Genomic DNA, 17,654 nt, shown 5'->3' on the forward strand with positions numbered 1-17,654 from the left:
CCCAAATCGGACGTCAGGCTTGGGGGGGCCTCAAATGGACCATGCCGGTGCGGCCGTCGAGCGACGCAGAGGCGGAGATTGTCGGCTTGGGCACTGTGAGGACGGGGGTATATTCCATCGTCGTGCGCGCAGGCGCGCCGACGTCGTGTCCGTGACAATAATTGTGATGATGCGGGACATTCTTGTCCGAGTCCGATGGCACCTGATCGATGTCACCGGCGGTATGGACCGTGAACTCAACGCCCGCGATGCTTCCCCCCGCCAGATCGGCGGCATGGGCCATGCCGGAGAAGCTGGTCAGGACCAGCATCAGGCATGTCAGGAAAGGCAAAAAGGCTCGCACTAGCTTGCCTCTATCACGGAAGGGTTTTCATGTCATTGCACTAATTCGAACCAAGGGTCACTGAGCCGGAACCCGAGCGGGATCGGTCGCGCCCGTTCCAGGCGAACCCGACCGCAATGGCGACCGCCATCAGGAGTTGCGCCAGCACCGATTGCCAAGTGGGAAACACGCCGAGCATCGACAGCCGTGGCACGTCCGCGAGCGGTGCGATGTTGATAAGGCCGGCTTCCTGGAGCGCGGCGACGCCTTTACCCGCCAGCACGACGGTCAGGACCGCCATGAGCCAGGAGCTATAGCGGAAGAACTGCGCGATCGGCAGCTTGCGACTGTAGCGAAGCATGGCCCAAGCGATCAGGCTGAGCAGTCCAATCGCCGACCCGGCCCCCGCGAGAAGCATCCCGTTGTCACCTTGCGCCGAAAGCGCGGCATAGAACAGGATCGTCTCGAAGACCTCGCGATAAACTACGACGAACGCCAGCCCGAACAGGAACCAGCCCGACCCGCCCGAGAGCGCCCGCGACATCTTCTCGCGAATATAGCGCTGCCACTGATCGGCCTGCGCCTTGCCGTGCATCCAAATCCCGACCGAGAGCAGCACGACCGCGGCGAACAGCGAGCCAAACCCTTCCGTCAGCTCCCGGCTCGCACCGCTGATCCCGATCGCATAGGTGGCGACCGCCCAGGTGATCCCGCCCGCGATGATCGCGCTGACCCAGCCGCCATGCACGTACCGCAGCGCCTCGCCGCGCTCGGCTTTACGCAGGAACGCGATCATGGCGACAACGATGAGCAGGGCTTCGAGCCCTTCACGCAGCAGGATCGTGAACGCGCCCAGGAACGTGGACGCTTCGGTGGCGGCATCAGGCGCGAGCGCCGCTTCCGCATCGTCGAAAAGGCCGCCCAGTACTGCGACCTTCTCCGCGAGATCATCGGGCGACGCGCCCCGGTCGATCGAGGCGCGGAACTCCCCCATCGCGCCCTCGATTCGACCCATCAGCGTCGCGTCGCGCGCGGTGAGTGTTGGCTCGATCGGCTCGAACCCATCGAGATAGGCCGACAGCGCCAGCTCTTTCGCCATGCGCGCATCGCCGCGCCGCGCAGCCGCCACGCTTTCGGCGAGTTTGGCGCGGGCGACCGCGAGCGAGCCGGGAGCCTGTTGTATCACCTGTTCGGGATGACGACGCAGGAACGCGAGCACTGGGTCAGCCTTGGCGTCGCCGATCGCCGCGCCGAGCGCGGCCGGGGTGAGCGCGACCAGGGTTTTCAGGTCCGGAATGCGCCGGCGAAGGGTCGGGTCGGATTTCCAAAGCCGCTCGCCTTCGCGCGCCTGCGCATCCGTGAAGGCGAAGCTCCCGGCTCGGAATGCTAACGCCCAGCGCTGATCGTTGGGCAGATCGGCGAAGCTCTGCATCGCGGTCCCGTCGATGCCTTGCGTCACCACCTGATAGAGCGCGAACACGCTGCGCTGGCGCGCGCGCTCGGCATCGGTGAAAGCAATCGGGGGCGTAGCGAGCTTGGCGGCGTCAGGGCCACGGCCGTTGCCCGTCATCCCGTGGCAGGACGCGCAGGATTGTCGGAACAGTGCATCGCTGGAGACGAGGTTCGGAGCCTTATCGGGCGCGAGCGGCACCGGGTAGGCGCGCAACAGATCGGCCGCGAGCCCGTGCGCCAATGTTGCCACCTGTTCAGTCGGTCCCTTTTCCGCGATCACCGCCTGGAGGTTGGCAGCCCGCTGGATGAGGGCTTGACGCTCCGGCTTCGCCGGCAGGCCCTGAAGCCGTGTCGAGACCGACGCGGCGAACTCCGTCATCTCGGCATATTCCGACGTGCTCTTGATCCGACCGTTGGCGACCGCGCCGCCATAATCGACGGCCATATAGTCGAGCAGCCGCCATGCGGTTTGCACGTCGCCGGGTTCGGCGATTGCCGCAGCAGGGATCAGCAGCGCCGCGAGCGCGGAGAGCAGCCGCAACGAGAGCATTGCCCGGATCAACGCGAGCAGACGCACTACCGCTCTCCCAATTCGCGCCGAGCGCCAGTGACGATTTCATAAGCGGAGTGGAGGAACAGGAGGGCGATGAGGCCGGCGACGGCGAGGTCCGGCCAGGCGCTTCCTGTCCACGCCACCAGACCGGCCGCGGCGATCACCGCCACGTTGGCGAGCGCGTCGTTGCGGCTGAACAGCCAGATCGCGCGAACATTGGCGTCCCCTTCCCGGAAACGCGCAAGCACCAAGGCGGACACGACATTGATCGCGAGCGCGACAACGCCGATTGTGCCCATCAGTTCGGCATCGGGCGCGGTTGCGTTCAGGGCGCGCCAAATCGCGAAACCGATTACGCCCACGCCAAGCGCACCGAGAAACAACCCCTGCGTCAGCGCGACCTTTGCCCTCGCCCGTGCGGACCAGGCAAGCGCGAGAAGACCGATAAGGCTGATCGACCCGTCCCCGAGAAAATCGAGGGAATCCGCTTTCAGCGCTTGGCTATCGGCGATGAACCCGCCGAACAGCTCGGCGACTCCGAAGCCGAGGTTGAGCACCACGACGGTCAGCAGCGCACGGCGATAGGCCGGATCGGTTTGCGCGCGCGCGGGCTCCCCGTGGCACCCGCAGCTTTCGGTAGAAGCATTCATGCGGCCTTCCTTACCACCTCCAGTCGCTGTAGAAGCAAGCGAAATGTGCGACACGTTCGCATAAGCAAGGATGGCATGATGAAGCCGGTGATGATTGGGCAGCTCGCCAGCGAGACCTCGACGAAGGTGACGACGATCCGCTTTTATGAGTCGATCGGGTTGCTCCGATCCGCCCCTCGCACGGCGTCGGGTCGCAGAACCTACGATGCCAGTGACATTGAGCGTTTGCACTTCATCCGCAACGGTCGCCGGCTTGGCTTCTCCGTCGACGAGATCCGTTCGTTGATGGGGCTGGCGCAGAACCCGGACCAGGATTGTGGTGCCGCCTCAGCTATCGCTGCTCAGCACCTCAAGGATGTGGAGGAGAGACTGGCGCAACTCGCGGTGTTGCGGGATGAGTTGGCAATGCTCAGCCAGAGCTGCACCAAGGCGCGCATGGCCGATTGTCGGATCATGAAGGCGATCGGCAAAGGCCACCCTCAAGCCGATCAATAATAATCGGCCAGCCTGAGCTCGCGCACATCACCCGAGGCCATCGTCAGCTTTACGAGGGTGCCAGCAGGCCGGGAGCGCACTTGCCAGAGCTCCCCACGCGTATAGTTCGCATCGATCGAATGGCCGTTCACCGCCACGATCCGGTCGCCGACCGCCCAGCCAGCCTTTTCCGCGGGACTGTTCGCCGCCACATGAACAACGGTGAGCGCCGTTGGTGAGGCTGCGAGGCCAAGGCCGCTACGGTCCTTCAGCATCGGCAGGCGACGACGAGGACCGAGTGGCCGGAGCCACACGAATCCGGCGGTCACGTCGAACACCACGTCGAATTGAGCGATCAGCGGTAGGCCGACATTGCCAACCGTGCTGGTGGAGAGCCAAGCTCTCATCCCGAGTGTGGGGACGTTCGAGACGCCAAGCCCTTCGATGTTGATGTTCTGGATCGTGAAAGCATCGTTGATACGCACACCATCGACGCCGCCGATCGCCGCGGTCGAGACGAGCTTCCCGTTCAACAGCCCTTGATCGCGGGCATAGGCCGACGAGAGCATCAGCGCGGCCGAGCTGCCAAGATCGATCATCAAGGGCACGGGAGGCAAACCCGAGACGGAAGCTCGAATGAACAGCTCCTGCTTGGCACCGCGCCCGAGCGCGACAGCGCGCCAGTCGGGACCGGCGAGAAACGTGCCTGACTTGACGACCGCCATACGCCTTTTCGCGAAATCGAGCGCGATGCAGCTACCCGTGAACATATCGGCACCGAGGAGGATATCGATCGGTCGTCCGAAGGCCGCCGACACTGAACTCAGATCACCAACGACGGCAAAGGGTAAGCGACGGGTTTCGCGGGCGAGCTGTACGTCGATGTCGCGGACCAGCAGCACCGGGGCCTTGGCGCTCAGCCCGCTAATCATGCGCCGCTCACCATCGTTCAAGCCGAGCTTCGCCGCGAGCGCCGTGCTCATGATCGACGCGCCGCTGCCACTGTCGAGCACCGCCCGCACCGGCACTCCGCGCACTTGTGCCGAAACAAGGAGGGTATCACCCGTGCCGACTTCCAGCGGCTCCCATTCGAGGTGAGCCGCACCGAAGTTCCACGAGCCCGCAGACCGGGAAGTCTGTCGCGCGAGCGTTGGAGAACCGAGCACCAAGCCGGTTCCACAGGCCACCAGCCGCGCCACTAATGAGCGTCGAGACATACCGATTGCTTCAACACGGGCCGTCAAAAAGCCACCTCCAGCCCCCCGTCCGCAGGAGAGCAAATTGCGGTTACATGCTCCAGCCACTGGAGGAGCAAGTGCTTTTGGTGCGCCCGAAAATCCTCAGAAGCGCTTGGAGAACTTTAGATGAAGGATGGTGCAGACCGCTTAGATGCCTTCCCGATAACGAACGGTTCCGGGGGACGCTGGGCCGATCGGGACCGCGAACGGTGTAAACGCTCGCGCTAAGTGGCGGCATTCTGATCGCGCTATTTGTCGGCGAGCGTCGCTACGCGGCTACCGGCTTGGTCTCGGCCGATCGCACATAGGCGTAGAGTTTTGGCTTGGAGATGCCGAGCATCGAGCAAATCTTGGCGATCGGCATCGTGTTCTCGTGGTAGAGCCTGACGGGCAGGTCGCGCTTGTCCTTGCCGAGTGCGGCCGGCCGGCCACCCTTCTTGCCGCGAGCGCGGGCTGCGGTGAGACCGGCCTGGGTCCGCTCGCGGATCAGGTTGCGCTCGAACTCCGCCAATGCCCCGAACAGGTGGAAGGTAAGCTTGCCCGACGTGGTGGTCGTGTCGATCGCCTCGTGCAGGCTCAGCAGCCCGACCTTTTCCTCGTCGAGGTAGGTCATCCATCCGATCAGATCACGGAGCGAGCGGCCGAGCCTGTCGAGGCGCCAGACCACCAGTGTGTCGCCGGCGCGAAGCAGCTCCTTCACCTTTTCCAATCCAGGGCGAGCGGCAGTCGCCCCGGAGGCCTTGTCGGTGATGACCTTCTCGCAGCCGGCAGCCTTCAGCGCATCACGCTGGAGGTCCAGGTTCTGCTCGGCGGTCGATACGCGGGCGTAACCGATTTTCATGCGTAGGGCCGGTGGCGCCCCGATCGGGCGCGGTTTGGGAAGAAAGTCGTCATCGGCAGGTCTATGTTGCCCTAGTTTTCTTTACCGGGTAGATTTACGTCGAACAGGCCGGTTTGGCAACGCGAGCGGACTCGCATGGCGATGGGCAGGCAAATCTCCGTTTTCCTTACCTGCGACACGGACCGTCGGCGGTGACGCATCCGGCGCTTGTCCCGCCGCTGGCGATCGAGCGCTACCGCGTCCTTGAACCGCACCTCGCCGATGGCATCCCGCTCGCGGACCTCGCCCGCACCGGCACGCTGAGCGAGCGGACGTTGCAGCGCTGGCTCGGGCGCTACCGTGCCGAAGGACTTGCCGGTCTCGCGCGTCTGCCGCGCAACGATCGGGGCAGGCTGCACCTGCCGGAACATCTGGTCGAACTGACCCGCACTCTCGCCACCAAGCGCCCGCGACCCCCGGTCGCCGCCATTCACCGAAAGGTGCAGGAACTCGCCATCGCGCATGGACACCGAACCCCCAGCTATGCGGCCGTCGCGCGTGTCGTCAGGGCGATACCGGCAAGCCAGATCGCCGCAGCCTCCGATCCGGCCGTCTACCGCGACCAGCACGAGCTAGTGCATCGGCGCGAAGCCGCGACCTCGAACGAGATGTGGCAGGCCGATCATACCGTTCTCGACATTCTCGTGCTCGATGATGCCGGAACCCCGGTGCGTCCTTGGCTGACCGTCATCGTTGACGATCACAGCCGAGCCATCGCCGGTTACTTCCTCAGCCTCGATGCCCCCAGTGCCCTCAACACGGCGCTCGCCTTGCGGCAGGCGATCTGGCGCAAGCCCAATCCCGAATGGATCGTCAGCGGCATTCCCGAACAGCTTTACGTCGACAACGGCTCGGATTTCATCTCCGAGCATATCGAGCAGGCGTGCATCGCCCTCAAAATCCGCCTCATCCATTCGCTGCCGGGGCGTCCTCGCGGGCGCGGCAAGATCGAGCGGCTGTTCCGCACCATCAACGACATGTTCCTGCCCGACCTGCCCGGCCACCTGATCGCGGGCAAGCCGCTGTCGGCGCCAGTGCTCACGCTCGACGAGCTGCGCGCCCGCTTCGAGGCGTTCGTGTGCGGCGTCTATCATCGTCGCCCGCATGGCAGCACCGGCGAACCGCCGATCACGCGCTGGCAGAAGGGCGGGTTCCTGCCCACAATGCCCGACAGCCTTGAACAGCTCGACATGCTGCTCGTGCACGTGCCCAAGCCCCGTAAAGTGCTGCGCGACGGCATCCGTCTGATGGGCAGGCGCTATGTCGAACCCACGCTCGCGGCCTTCGTCGGCGAGCAGGTCGAGGCGGTCTATGACCCCCGCGACCTGACCGAGATCCACGTCTACCACCAGGGCCGGTTCGTCTGCCGTGCGCTCAGCTCCGAGCACGCTGGGCACCCGTCGTTGCGCGCGATCCAGCGCGCCCGGCGCGGCGCGAAGGAGCGCGACAAGCAGGTGCCTGCCCCCACGGAGACCTTCGATGGCGACCAAGAGGATACGGCTTCCCGGCCCACCACCTACCGAGGGCTCCGGCTCTACGCCGCTGACGATTGAGTTCCTGGTCGAGCAGCCGTTCCTGGCGACCCGCGAACATGCCCGGTTCGTCGAGTTTGCCGAAGCCTGCGCGCACTACCGCTATATCGGCGTGTGTCATGGCCGGCCGGGCGTCGGAAAGACGCGATCGGCGCGCGAGTTTTCCAGCTTCCCCGACCTGGGGGAATATGCCGCGCTCCGTCCCATTGCCGCGCTCCTTGGCGAAAAGGTCGCTCGCTGCCGCGCCGTCTTCTACACCGTGTCGGTCAGCAACACGCCCAAGACGATCGACGCGGTGTTGGGCCTCAACCTCATTAAGCTGGGCTATGCCCGGCTGACGGTCGCGGGCGGCTCGCAGGACGAAATCACCCATGACGCCGCCCGCATCGCCTGCCCCCTCGTCATCGTCGACGAGGCCGACCGCCTGACCATAAAGTCGCTCGAACATCTCCGCGACATGGCCGATCGCCACGGCTTCGGGCTGATCCTGATGGGTATGCCGGGCTTGGAGAAGCGCCTCGCCCGCTATGCCCAGCTCTACTCGCGGATCGGCTTCGTCCACGAGTTCAAACCGCTTACCGAGACCGAAATGCGGCTGCTGCTCGCGACCCACGCCGGCGATTTCGGGATCAGCTTCGACCCGGCCCAACTCGACGCGATCGAAGCGCAGGCAGCCGTGATCCGCATCACGCGCGGCAACTTCCGGCTCATGGAGCGCCTGTTCGCGCAGATGCGGCGGATCATGACCCTCAACCGCGTCGAGGAGGTCACCGCTGACATCGTTCAGGCCGCGCGCGATTGCCTCGTCATCGGACCCGGCAACTGACAAATAGCGCGATCAGAACGCCGCCATTTAGCGCGAGCGTTTACACAGGATAAGATCCATACCGTTTCCGGAACCACTTTCTTGTTTCCTCTTCGAAATTGGACTGTGCTGATGAGTTTGAGCGATGGTGGCTTCGCTCATACACTACGCGCTACCAGGCCCCTGCCCGTTTCTTAGGCTTAACGTTGTAGCTCAAGACCCCGGGGGCTCAGCCTCCCTTCTCCGGTTCTTGCCGCTGCGCAAATCCCTCGATCTACCTGCCGCCGTCGTGTGGTCGCACGGCATCATCCAAAGACCTATTTAGGCCGTCATGACTAGCCAATCTTCGCCATAAGGCGCCCCGCCGCCCCCTGCTCTGCCGCGAGATTGCGATTATAAGCGAGCGGCATCCGCGGCGACTTCCACCGCAGCGCGTCCATGATGCCGGCCAAATCCTCCCCGCTGGCGAACAGGTCCTGATTGAGCCCGATCCGCGTCGAGTGCGCACTGATCCCCTTCAGCAACCGCGCCAGATCGTCCGCCGTCAAATCGGGCAGCGCGCCACGGTCGAACGCGCGGCCGATGATCGACCGAAAGATTGGTCCGATCGAGCCCGGGTGCAGCGCCACGGTGCCGATGTCATATTCGACGCGCGCCTTCACCGCCGGCTTGGACAGCGTCTTGCGCAGATCCCACGTCTCCCGGCCCGAGATGCTGTCGATCGGCCGACCGCGCACGGCTGCCCGCGCCTTGTAGCGCCGCACCTGCACCCGCCGGAACAGCGGCCCTGTCGTGATCCCCGCCGCTTCGGTCCACGCCGCGATCGCCGCGACGGTGCGCGGGCTGAGGTAGGCGGTCGCCCCCTCCCCGTCTTGATCGCCCTTATGACGCAGAATCTGCAGCAGCCGCGCTTCGGGATCGATCGCCTCCTCAATATGCTCAATGGCGACCGCCACCAGTTCGGAGGCGCGCAGCCCGGTGTCATAAGCGGCCGATAGCAGCGCCCGATCACGCAGCCCCGGCAGATCCTCGCCACAACTCTCGAGCAGCGCGCGGATGTTGAGCCCCCGCGCCTTGTCGCGCTCGACGTCGCGCACCGGGCCCTTGAACCGCAGCGGCCGCGCCTGCTTCTGCGCAGCCCCCTTCTCGCGGCGCACCGTCTGGAGCCGCAGCTTCACCAGCGGCGCCGGCGTCGGATCCTTGAGCTCGAGCAGCTGGTGGATCTTGGCGATCGACGCCTTGTAGCGGGATAGCGAGGCCGGCCGGCTCCCCTTCCCGGCCCGCGCGTCGAGATAATCGGCCACGGTCTCGGGCGTGGCCGGCAGCGCGATCCGGTTGTTGCGCCTACACCACGCATCGAACGCCTCGACGTCGGACTTGAGCGCACGGATGCTATGGGGCGATGAAGCGGCCTGATAGGCGGCGATCAGGCCCTCGTTGACGGTGATGCGCTCGCCGGCGCGCATCTGCACGATCGTCCACGCAAGGTCGGCCGGCGCCCTGACGGCCGGCAGGACAGCCTCAGGCGGCGCTACGGGGATTTCTGGCCCTTCCCGGGCGGTTTCGGTGCTCACGACGCGCCTCGCTCCTCAGCCGCGCTTGTTGTCAGTTTGAGTAAACCGGCGGACCGGAAAAACTAGAGATTTCAATCTTCACCTTGCTACAATACCTCCGGACTCTCGCCTGCCTGTCCAATTTCTGATACAATACCGGCGGACCCGGCAACACGAGTCCCTGGCACGATCGGGGATAGGCTATGGCCGAAACGGGCACGGCTCTTACGAGAGCGGATTCTACAGCCTGGAGCATCGCTTGCAATCGCGAGCCGACTATTCGTGCGCTCGCCAACCTACCTAAAATTACCCGCGCCGCCATGTTGGATGCGAGCGCGGAACTGAGTCTGAGCAGGTCGCGCCTTTTTGAGTTGGTGGCGCGCTACCGGGAAGATCCCGTTACCAGTTCCCTTGTCGATCGGCCCGAAGGCTTTCCCAAAGGACGCCGCCGCCTGCCGCCAGAGGTCGACCAGCTCGTCGCCTCCGAAATCGAGCAGTTCTACCTAACCCGCCCCAAGCCAACCCTCGCGCGACTGGTACGCGACATCCGGCACGCCTGTTATGAGCGCGGCCTACGCTCTCCAACGCGTAAGACGATCGCCGCACGCGTTGCCACGATCGACCGGGAGCGGCTCATCAGGAAGCGCGACGGGGCGAAAGCAGCGTCTGATCGATATAGACCAGTGATCGGATCTTACACAGCCGACCATCCTCTTCAGATCGTCCAGATGGATCACACGCCTGCCGACATCATCATCGTCGACGAACATTTCCGCAAACCTCTCGGTCGCCCGACGTTGACCCTGCAGATCGACATCGCGACGCGCGTGATCCCAGGCTTCTATATCTCGCTCGAAAGCCCGTCGGCCACGTCAGTCGGCATGGCGATCCGTCACGCGGTCCTGCCAAAGATGGCTTGGCTTGAGGAGCGGGAGATCAAGATTGATTATCCCATCTTCGGCATTCCCAAGACACTGCATCTCGACAATGCCCCAGAGTTCCGGTCCCGGGCGCTGAAGCGCGGCTGCCAGCAGCATGGCATCAATCTCAAGTACCGGCCCCGACGTACGCCCCACTACGGCGGCCACATTGAGCGCCTGATCGGAACAACGATCGGCGCCGTGCACCTCCTACCGGGTACGACCTTCTCAAATATCCAAGCCAAAGGCGATTACGACGCGGAAGGCCAAGCCTGCATGACACTGCGCGAGTTCGAGCAATGGTTTACGATTGAAGTTGGCGTCTATCATGGTTCGATTCATAGCGAGCTTGGCATTCCTCCCCTCACGGCCTGGGCCGACGGGCTCGGTGTTCGCCCCGATCCGCTCCGGCTCCCGGCCGATCCCGATCGCTTCCTGCTGAATTTTCTCCCTTTCGAAATGCGGAAGATCAGGCGTGAGGGTATCGAGCTGTTCCACGCCTTCTACTGGCACGGCGGTTTAGCCAGCCTCATCGCAAACTGCGGCCAAAAGCTCCCGATCAAATACAATCCCCTCAACCTCTCGGCAGTCTACGTCGAGCTGTCCGATAACGAGCATCTGACGGTCCCGCTTAGTGATCGGCGGCGGCCTGCCATCACTAAGTTCGAGCACGACCTGGCAGTCCGAACGCTGCGCGAGCGCGGGCGCCAGGCTGTCGATGAACAGTCGCTGTTTGACATGGTCAACGAGCAGCGGCGCATCGTCCTTGACGCGATCCACAAGACTAAGGCGGCCCGAAAATCCGCGCAGCGTGTTGCCTATGCCCTCGAAGCAGGTTTTCCGCCGTCCCCGCACTCTCTGCCGCCGCCGCCCACATCGCCCGAGCCGGATGATACGGAGCCTATTGTCCCGTTCCAGATCGAGGAACGATTATGACCGACCTCTACGATCATTTGTTTCCCGCATATCGCGAGCAGGCGGTGTTATCCGATGAAGAGCGCATCGACTGGCTGCGACGCGACCGATGGGTTTCGCTTCCGCAAGCCGAAGCGGCACTCGGCAGGCTTGAGGATCTGCTGACCTATCCGCAGCGCGGGCGCATGCCCTGCCTGCTGCTGTTCGGATCGACCGGGATGGGTAAGAGTGAAATCCTCAACCGCTTCGCTGAACTACACGCGAGCAGGTACGACAAGCGCGCCGGTCTCACGACCATGCCGATCGTGATGGTGCAGATGCCGCCGCAACCGACTGAGGACGAATTCTACACTGAGCTTATGCTGGCGATGAACTATGCCGAGTTCGATCATATCAGCCTGCGATCGCTGCGCTCACTCGCACGACGGACCCTTGGCGAGTTCGGAACCAAGGTGCTTGTGCTCGACGAAATCGATAAGATGCTGGCGGGCTCGCCGCGCCAGCAACGGATATTCCTCAACACTATCCGTTTTCTGACCAACGATTTGCGCATCCCGATCGTATGCGCGGGCACGGAAGATGCGCGCATCGCGATCCTCACCGATCCCAATCTCGCCGACCGCTTTGCCGCTTTCGAGCTTGCCCCATGGCGTAACGATCACAGCCTGCGCCAGCTTATGGCGAGTTTCGCGGGATTGCTGCCCTTACGCCGTTCTTCCCGGCTCGATGACCATGAGGTCCGTCAACGCGTCATTGCGCTAACCGAGGGCGTGACAGGCCGGATATTCCGAATCATGGAGGCTGTCGCCATTGAGGCGATCCGCAACGGCCGCGAGATGATCGACGCCGACAGCTTCGAAGACGACCAGCTATTGCTCCCGCTCGTGTCGATGCAAGTAATTGCCAGCGCCAAGCGGGCGATGCGCCGGCGCGCGGCATGATTGCACCCAATGTACCGCTCGCTGACGAACTGCTCACGTCCTGGCATGCGCGCCAGCGCCGATCGCGCCGCGGACGAACGCTTTCCAAGCCCAAAGCGGTTCGAGATCGCAAAGGCAACTGGCGACACCCCGATATTCGGCCGATGCAGGCTTGGCTGAAAGCCGCCGCCGATCGCCTGGACGTGTCGGCAATTCGCTTGGCCGAGCAAAGCCTTGCACGGCGATACCCTGCTCTCGCGCTCGACTTTCTGGTCTGGGAGCACCTACCCCGCCCGGTCGACTATCCCGAAGTCAGCGCCGTTCCGAGGCTCGGCATCTCCTGGTGTAGCCGGTGCCTCGCAGAGGGCTTTGCCAATGACGAACCTGCCTACGTCCGGCAGCAATGGGTATTGGCCGCTTCAGGGTTCTGCCACCGGCACCGCTGGCCTTTGGAGGACCGGTGCAACGCGTGCGGATCGCTGAACTGGCGCTTTGCGACGCCGGCCCGCGGGCCGCTACGAATGATCTGCGGGGCATGCTGGCGACCACTGGAAAGAGCTTCCGTGTCGACACTCGACGCTGAAAAGGCCGCCCGGGCCTGCTGGGACCACGCCATTACATTCGAGTTGCAGTTGATGGGTGCCATGGCAGGCAAAACCCCCGACCAGTTCCGCTTCAACTTCACATCGGCCAGCCAGCTCCTCGATCAGGTGCGCGACATTTGCAGCCTCCTGACCCGATCCCCGCCGGGCCACGACCATTGGGGAGGCAGGACCAGGGCCATCGCGCTCAACGATTTCGCATGCGACGCGATAACGCCCGGCATGCGCGACTACCGATTTCTTTCATACGATGAACCGAACCCACTCGCCACGGCAACACCACTGCTGCGCCGGTGCCTCCTTGCGGCCGCCCACGCAATCATCGACTCCGATCCAGGGACGACCACCGCGCTGTTCGGCCCTGACGCACCGCCGGCAATCGACACCTTCGTCGCCGGGATGAATCGCGAGCTGCTTGACAGCTATCCCGCCGCCACGGGCCACTGGTCTCCCACGTTCACTCGACAAATTGAGGCTGCAAAGCAGCGGAGGCGGCGGCGCTCGACCCTCGCAAAGTTCAAACTACGCCGTTTCGCCGGCAACACAGCCTTCGCGGAGGTGTAGCGGTCATCTCGCGGGACTTCCTTCCAAGCCCCGCTCAGGTGTCCATCAAATGCAGCTTCTCGGCTTGGTCAATCACCCGCCGGACCCCTTCAGGCGACCACGCCAGCCCACCCCGCGGAGTTGGTTCACGCAGATCCCGTGTCAGCCACGCGGCGATTTCTCGCAGCGAAGAATCCGGATGCGTCTTTCGTCGATCGGCGACAAGCCGCGCGACCCGCGTATCAGGCGGCAAGCGCGGCGCCGGATCGAGGATCGTCGGGTCCGCATACCCTGCCTTGACCAGCGTTCGGCACGCTTTCACGAGCGTCCGCTCACTGAACGAACGAACCGGCGGTGTGATCGCGCGGATTTGTCGCAGCACGATCCCCCAGGGGAGGTGTGGCCGCAGTCGCGCGACCGTGGGTAACCATCGGTGCCGATCATCGACCAGTTCATGGAGATAGCGCTCCTTGAGGGCGTACCGGATGTCTGCGATCGCCGCTGGATCGCGCGAGCGCATCTTCGGGTTCCCGGGCTTCGCCCCGCGCGCGACAGCGGCCTTGAGGCCGGCCCTGGTCCGTTCGCGGATCAATGCTCGCTCGAATTCGGCGAAGGCGCCGAGCATCTGGGTCATCAGCATGCCTTGCGCGCTCGACGTGTCGATGGGATCGTGGATCGAGCGGAAATAGGCCCCCTTCCCCCGCAAGGTCTCGACGATCTCGAGCAGATGCGAGAGCGACCGGGCCAAGCGGTCGATCCGGACCACCAGCAGCGTGTCGCCGTGCCGCACGCGCTCGAGCGCTCGTGCAAGGTTCGGCCGATCGCGGCTGCCACCGCTCGCCTTGTCCTCGAGGATCACCGTGCAACCCTCAGCGCGCAAGGCACTGAGCTGCCCGGCGGTGTCCTGTTCGTCGGTCGAGACGCGCGCGTAGCCGATCAGGGCCATTTGTCACATTCCATATAATGGGGTCAAACGACCGGTTGTCCCCGTATGGTAATCGCTTGAGCCCCGGTTGACCATCGTCCGAGGCGGATCAGATGCCTGGCACCCATCCCGTTTGAACCGAGTGTGCGGACGTTGAGAGAAGCCCCCTGCCCCGCCTGTCCTAGCCTGTGAATGCGCTAAGAAAGTGTCGCCGAAAAACGCTGGAGATCAGCCACGCAGCATCCAGGCGTCCGGCGGTATTCTTCCCTGAATCCAGCCGTATTCTTTCAACGCAGGATCCAGAAATTGGGCGGCGCCGGAGCGTCCAGTCGTATCCTGAAAACGACACACCTTATAAAGAACGGTCAAATCTGCTTATGTGATAACTGCAATTATCGAATGTCCACTTTCGGGAGGTCACGGATGTAGAAACGAACTGCTGACTTTGGTTTCCCGCCATGGCATTGTCGCCATCCTATGACGCGGACAGACAACCTGCGCGCCGACGACAGCCTGCTCCTGCTCGGGCGCCTCGATGGCCGATTGCACGGTAGTCCATGCGCCGACATCTTTCTCGCGCGCTCGCGCCTGGAAGGCGCCACCGTCCTGGCCGGCCTCGCCGGCGTGCCGATCGCGGTGCGCGACCTGCAGGACTGGATCGCCGGCCGCACACCCCCTCCCCGCGCTTCCGAAGGCCTCAACGATCCGATCTCGGTTGCCGCCGTCTTCCACCTTGCGCTCAGCCGCGACGAGGATCTCAAGGATTCGCTCGGCCGCGCCACGCTCAACGTGCTCCGTACGGTACTCGATGACCGCACCGAGGCGAAGGTTTATGCGGCCGAAGACTTGGCGCACTTCGGGCCGATGTGGCGACAGCTGCGAACCGTGGCGGACGCCCCCTTCCCTTCCGGTGACCTCCTCTCTGTCGCCAACCGCATTTTCCAGCTGTTCGCGCTGACCGAACCAGCGGCACCAGGCAGCTGGGATGTCGTCAGCGTCGATGGTCGCGCTCTCGAGCTGCCTCCCCGTGGACGCGATCGAAACTGGCTGATCGCCGCCGCCGTACCGCGGATGCTGTGCCGCGCTGGCTTCACGACCCGCGTGATCCCCTCGTTCATCCTGATGTCCAAGTTTCTGCCCCCCTCCCCCGCCGATCTGGCAGAGACCTTGGCCCAGGCGATCGGTCGGACGGCGCATGCTGGCTTGCGCGACCTCGACGCGATCGAGCGTGCGGCGTCGCGCATCCAGACCGATCTGGCCGTCACGAAGCGGAGCAAGGCCCCTCTCCTTGCCCGCCTGCAGCTTGCCTATCCGGGCCTTCAGCCGGCCGCTGTCGCGCGCCTGTTGAAGGTCACCCCGCAAGGCGCGCGCAAGCTACTCGCCTCACTTGCTCATCCCTCTTGAACCACAGACACCGTGCAATCCAAGCCACAGAACCCTCCGTCCCGGCATCACTTCATCCCGCAGTTCCTCCTCGACCAGTGGAAGGATGGCGACACCCTGCTGCGCTATCGGCGCAATCGGATCGGGGAGATCGAGAGCAGTCCTGCATCACCCAAGAGCGTCTGCTTCGAGCGGGACCTGTACAAGACGATCGGGTTCCCGCCCGAGCATGCCCAGCAGATGGAAACCCTGTTCATGCAGGTGATCGATGACGCTGCGGCCAAGGTTCACGCGCTGCTCCTCGACGGCAAGGTCAACTCGCTCAGCGACGCGCAATGCTCGGATTGGGGCCGGTTCGTCATGTCGCTGTGGTTCCGGACACCGCTGGATATGCGCGGCATGAAGGACGCCGTCGGCGCTCTCGCAAGCGCAGAGGCCGCGAAGTCCGTGCTGCGCGGCGAAGATGGGGCGCTGCCGCCCGAGGCCGTGAGCGCGCTTCAGATGGAAGTCCTGCGCTTGGTCATCGACGACGCGGATCGCGGACGAGCGTTCATCAACATGGACTGGCGCATAATCAAGACGAACAATCGCCGGGAATTGTTCGTCTCCGATTGGCCGCTCGACGTGCCGGTCAGCTTCGCCTGGCTTGGTAGTGCCTCATCCTATGTCACTCTTCCGATCGGACCGGAGACCCTCTTCGTTGCTGCCGGGTCCACTACGCTGGCAAATCGGATCGTGAGCCTACCCGAGCGAGAACTGATCACGCGGCAGAACCGGTCGACCGTGGGACATGCCCAGGCGTTCGTAGGCGCGAGGACGCGTCAAGCCGGCGACTTCATCCGCGCGAACTTCGGCCTGCGAAGCCGCCACTCCGTGACGCAGAGCATCGCCGACAAATATAAGCGGGACGCCATATAAGGCGGCGACCTCGCCAGACGCCGCGCTCCATCACCCTACGACAGCAGCCCCTCGATCGCCTTCAAAAGCTCGGCGGGCGACGCCTCAGCCTTCGGCGGCACCTTGATCGTCAGCCCCCCTCCCCGCGCTTTCGTGTAGCGCAGGATGACCTTGCCCCCCTTGCCGGTGATCTCCTTCTCGGCGGCAGCCTTCACGGCTGGCGCGACAGTCGCCTTCACGAGCCGCTTCGCGACTTCCGGCCCGCTCAGCTTCAAGCCTTTCTGGCTGCGCTCTTCCTCGATGCGTTCAGCCTCTTCGCGCATCTTCGCCAGCGCCTTCGGATCTCCGGTAAGCGGCTTGATGTCACGCGCGACGCGTACCGTGATGTCGTGCGTATCGGAGAACGCCGCGACAACTGGTTCGGGCAAGCGCGCAACGTCGAGAAGCCGGCTCAGCCACGACTTGGAAAGGTTTAAATGCTCGGCCATCTGCGACTGCGAGCCCTCGTAGAACTCCGCGAGCGCCACCGTATATTCCTTGGCCCGCTCCCAATCCGAGATGTCCTTACGCGAGCGGTTCTCGACATCTGAAACCCGGAACGCCTCCTCGTCCGTGACACTCTGGATCGTCACCAGATACTCGAACTCCGGGTGGTGATGCGCTCGCAGCCATTTCACCGTCCACCAACGGCGGACGCCGGCGATGATCTCGAAGTCGAAGTTCGGGTCATCTTTCAGACGCCGAACGATAGCGGGGATCCGTTGCTTCTTGGCGGAGAGGAAGGAGTCGATGAGATCGCGGCAGCTATCTTCGTTCAAATGATCCAGATCGCGATTGTGCATCCGCCATGGGCGGCACCGCTCCGGATCGACCCACTCCGTCCGGTCGGCGACCGTTTTCCCCGTCGCGATGCGCGCGAGCGTCTGGCTGCGACTTGCCATGATGCCGTCCGCAGGGGTCGCCTTATCGAGGTTCTCCTCGTCGTCGAGCCCCTCTGTGAACATCGAGCCGAAGCCCTTGTTGCCCTTGCTCATCGGCCCGTTTCTCCTTCTCTCTTGCCCTCGCCGACGGGTGCCAACAGGCCAGAGTT

The 17,654-nt window shown here is 64.0% G+C and carries 16 protein-coding genes; 8 read left to right on the top strand and 8 right to left on the bottom strand.

Annotated elements, in window-relative coordinates; genetic code table 11:
* Nucleotides 1–13: 13 nt before the first annotated feature.
* The 3 genes from OVY29_RS22970 to OVY29_RS22980 all read right to left on the bottom strand — a co-directional run bounded on the left by OVY29_RS22970 (nt 14) and on the right by OVY29_RS22980 (nt 2,977).
* A complete protein-coding gene (locus tag OVY29_RS22970) occupies nt 14–310 on the bottom strand; it encodes a hypothetical protein (RefSeq protein ID WP_007406840.1) in 297 nt (98 codons plus the stop codon).
* 73 nt (nt 311–383) lie between these two features.
* On the bottom strand, nt 384–2,351 hold the full coding sequence (locus OVY29_RS22975; RefSeq protein ID WP_004212871.1) for a cytochrome c/FTR1 family iron permease: 1,968 nt from the start codon (nt 2,349–2,351) through the stop codon (nt 384–386).
* Nucleotides 2,351–2,977 (bottom strand): cation transporter, encoded by a 627-nt coding sequence (locus OVY29_RS22980; RefSeq protein WP_004212870.1) that lies wholly within the window; start codon nt 2,975–2,977, stop codon nt 2,351–2,353. Before OVY29_RS22980 ends, OVY29_RS22975 begins: the two co-directional genes overlap by 1 nt.
* A 75-nt stretch (nt 2,978–3,052) precedes the next feature.
* Between OVY29_RS22980 and OVY29_RS22985 the strand changes: the two genes are divergently transcribed.
* A complete protein-coding gene (locus tag OVY29_RS22985) occupies nt 3,053–3,472 on the top strand; it encodes a MerR family transcriptional regulator (RefSeq protein ID WP_007406847.1) in 420 nt (139 codons plus the stop codon).
* On the opposite strand, the gene OVY29_RS22990 is transcribed toward OVY29_RS22985, so the two are convergent.
* On the bottom strand, nt 3,466–4,668 hold the full coding sequence (locus tag OVY29_RS22990; RefSeq protein WP_013039112.1) for an aspartyl protease family protein: 1,203 nt from the start codon (nt 4,666–4,668) through the stop codon (nt 3,466–3,468). The genes OVY29_RS22985 and OVY29_RS22990 overlap by 7 nt on opposite strands.
* Nucleotides 4,669–4,957: 289 nt before the next feature.
* Nucleotides 4,958–5,530, bottom strand: a complete 573-nt coding sequence (locus OVY29_RS22995; protein ID WP_009824027.1) for a recombinase family protein — start codon at nt 5,528–5,530, stop codon at nt 4,958–4,960.
* A 191-nt stretch (nt 5,531–5,721) separates the two neighbouring features.
* Here OVY29_RS22995 and OVY29_RS23000 point away from each other — a divergent pair, with 191 nt between their 5' ends.
* Together OVY29_RS23000 and OVY29_RS23005 are read left to right on the top strand one after the other, a co-directional pair.
* Entirely contained in the window at nt 5,722–7,122 is a 1,401-nt protein-coding gene (locus OVY29_RS23000; RefSeq protein ID WP_313912362.1) for a Mu transposase C-terminal domain-containing protein, read from the top strand.
* Complete coding sequence (locus OVY29_RS23005) at nt 7,049–7,927, top strand: AAA family ATPase (protein ID WP_009824028.1); 879 nt, start codon at nt 7,049–7,051, stop codon at nt 7,925–7,927. The genes OVY29_RS23000 and OVY29_RS23005 overlap by 74 nt, the downstream gene beginning before the upstream one ends.
* A 314-nt stretch (nt 7,928–8,241) precedes the next feature.
* Here the strand turns inward: OVY29_RS23005 and OVY29_RS23010 are convergent, their stop codons facing one another.
* Nucleotides 8,242–9,480: a site-specific integrase gene (locus tag OVY29_RS23010; protein ID WP_013039113.1), complete on the bottom strand. Its 1,239-nt coding sequence runs from the start codon at nt 9,478–9,480 to the stop codon at nt 8,242–8,244.
* Between the two features lie 182 nt (nt 9,481–9,662).
* Here OVY29_RS23010 and OVY29_RS23015 point away from each other — a divergent pair, with 182 nt between their 5' ends.
* From OVY29_RS23015 to OVY29_RS23025, 3 genes are read left to right on the top strand one after another with little or no spacing between them, the layout of a single operon-like run.
* Nucleotides 9,663–11,315, top strand: coding sequence for a Mu transposase C-terminal domain-containing protein (locus OVY29_RS23015; protein WP_170112583.1), 1,653 nt, complete (start codon nt 9,663–9,665; stop codon nt 11,313–11,315).
* Nucleotides 11,312–12,235 (top strand): TniB family NTP-binding protein, encoded by a 924-nt coding sequence (locus OVY29_RS23020; RefSeq protein WP_107394497.1) that lies wholly within the window; start codon nt 11,312–11,314, stop codon nt 12,233–12,235. The genes OVY29_RS23015 and OVY29_RS23020 overlap by 4 nt, the downstream gene beginning before the upstream one ends.
* On the top strand, nt 12,232–13,380 hold the full coding sequence (locus tag OVY29_RS23025) for a TniQ family protein (RefSeq protein ID WP_185210328.1): 1,149 nt from the start codon (nt 12,232–12,234) through the stop codon (nt 13,378–13,380). The genes OVY29_RS23020 and OVY29_RS23025 overlap by 4 nt, the downstream gene beginning before the upstream one ends.
* A 34-nt stretch (nt 13,381–13,414) precedes the next feature.
* On the opposite strand, the gene OVY29_RS23030 is transcribed toward OVY29_RS23025, so the two are convergent.
* A complete protein-coding gene (locus OVY29_RS23030; protein WP_313912363.1) occupies nt 13,415–14,305 on the bottom strand; it encodes a recombinase family protein in 891 nt (296 codons plus the stop codon).
* A 456-nt stretch (nt 14,306–14,761) separates the two neighbouring features.
* Between OVY29_RS23030 and OVY29_RS23035 the strand changes: the two genes are divergently transcribed.
* Nucleotides 14,762–15,688 (top strand): hypothetical protein, encoded by a 927-nt coding sequence (locus tag OVY29_RS23035; RefSeq protein ID WP_007406383.1) that lies wholly within the window; start codon nt 14,762–14,764, stop codon nt 15,686–15,688.
* 12 nt (nt 15,689–15,700) lie between these two features.
* Nucleotides 15,701–16,585, top strand: a complete 885-nt coding sequence (locus tag OVY29_RS23040) for a DUF4238 domain-containing protein (protein ID WP_066521739.1) — start codon at nt 15,701–15,703, stop codon at nt 16,583–16,585.
* Between the two features lie 35 nt (nt 16,586–16,620).
* On the opposite strand, the gene OVY29_RS23045 is transcribed toward OVY29_RS23040, so the two are convergent.
* Nucleotides 16,621–17,598 carry a ParB/RepB/Spo0J family partition protein gene (locus OVY29_RS23045; RefSeq protein WP_007406427.1) on the bottom strand — a complete coding sequence of 326 codons (978 nt, stop codon included), beginning with the start codon at nt 17,596–17,598 and terminating at the stop codon, nt 16,621–16,623.
* Between the last annotated feature and the right edge of the window lie 56 nt (nt 17,599–17,654).

This window comes from Sphingopyxis sp. SE2 (assembly GCF_032227185.1).
Classification (GTDB): domain Bacteria; phylum Pseudomonadota; class Alphaproteobacteria; order Sphingomonadales; family Sphingomonadaceae; genus Sphingopyxis.

Coding starts and splice junctions, on each gene's coding strand:
- OVY29_RS23045 (WP_007406427.1), bottom strand. CDS start 17,598: ATGAGCAAGGGCAACAAGGGCTTCGGCTCGATGTTCACAGAGGGGCTC.
- OVY29_RS23025 (WP_185210328.1), top strand. CDS start 12,232: ATGATTGCACCCAATGTACCGCTCGCTGACGAACTGCTCACGTCCTGG.
- OVY29_RS22970 (WP_007406840.1), bottom strand. CDS start 310: ATGCTGGTCCTGACCAGCTTCTCCGGCATGGCCCATGCCGCCGATCTG.
- OVY29_RS23015 (WP_170112583.1), top strand. CDS start 9,663: ATGGCCGAAACGGGCACGGCTCTTACGAGAGCGGATTCTACAGCCTGG.
- OVY29_RS22980 (WP_004212870.1), bottom strand. CDS start 2,977: ATGAATGCTTCTACCGAAAGCTGCGGGTGCCACGGGGAGCCCGCGCGC.
- OVY29_RS22985 (WP_007406847.1), top strand. CDS start 3,053: ATGATGAAGCCGGTGATGATTGGGCAGCTCGCCAGCGAGACCTCGACG.
- OVY29_RS23035 (WP_007406383.1), top strand. CDS start 14,762: ATGACGCGGACAGACAACCTGCGCGCCGACGACAGCCTGCTCCTGCTC.
- OVY29_RS23030 (WP_313912363.1), bottom strand. CDS start 14,305: ATGGCCCTGATCGGCTACGCGCGCGTCTCGACCGACGAACAGGACACC.
- OVY29_RS23020 (WP_107394497.1), top strand. CDS start 11,312: ATGACCGACCTCTACGATCATTTGTTTCCCGCATATCGCGAGCAGGCG.
- OVY29_RS22995 (WP_009824027.1), bottom strand. CDS start 5,530: ATGAAAATCGGTTACGCCCGCGTATCGACCGCCGAGCAGAACCTGGAC.
- OVY29_RS23005 (WP_009824028.1), top strand. CDS start 7,049: ATGGCGACCAAGAGGATACGGCTTCCCGGCCCACCACCTACCGAGGGC.
- OVY29_RS22990 (WP_013039112.1), bottom strand. CDS start 4,668: ATGTCTCGACGCTCATTAGTGGCGCGGCTGGTGGCCTGTGGAACCGGC.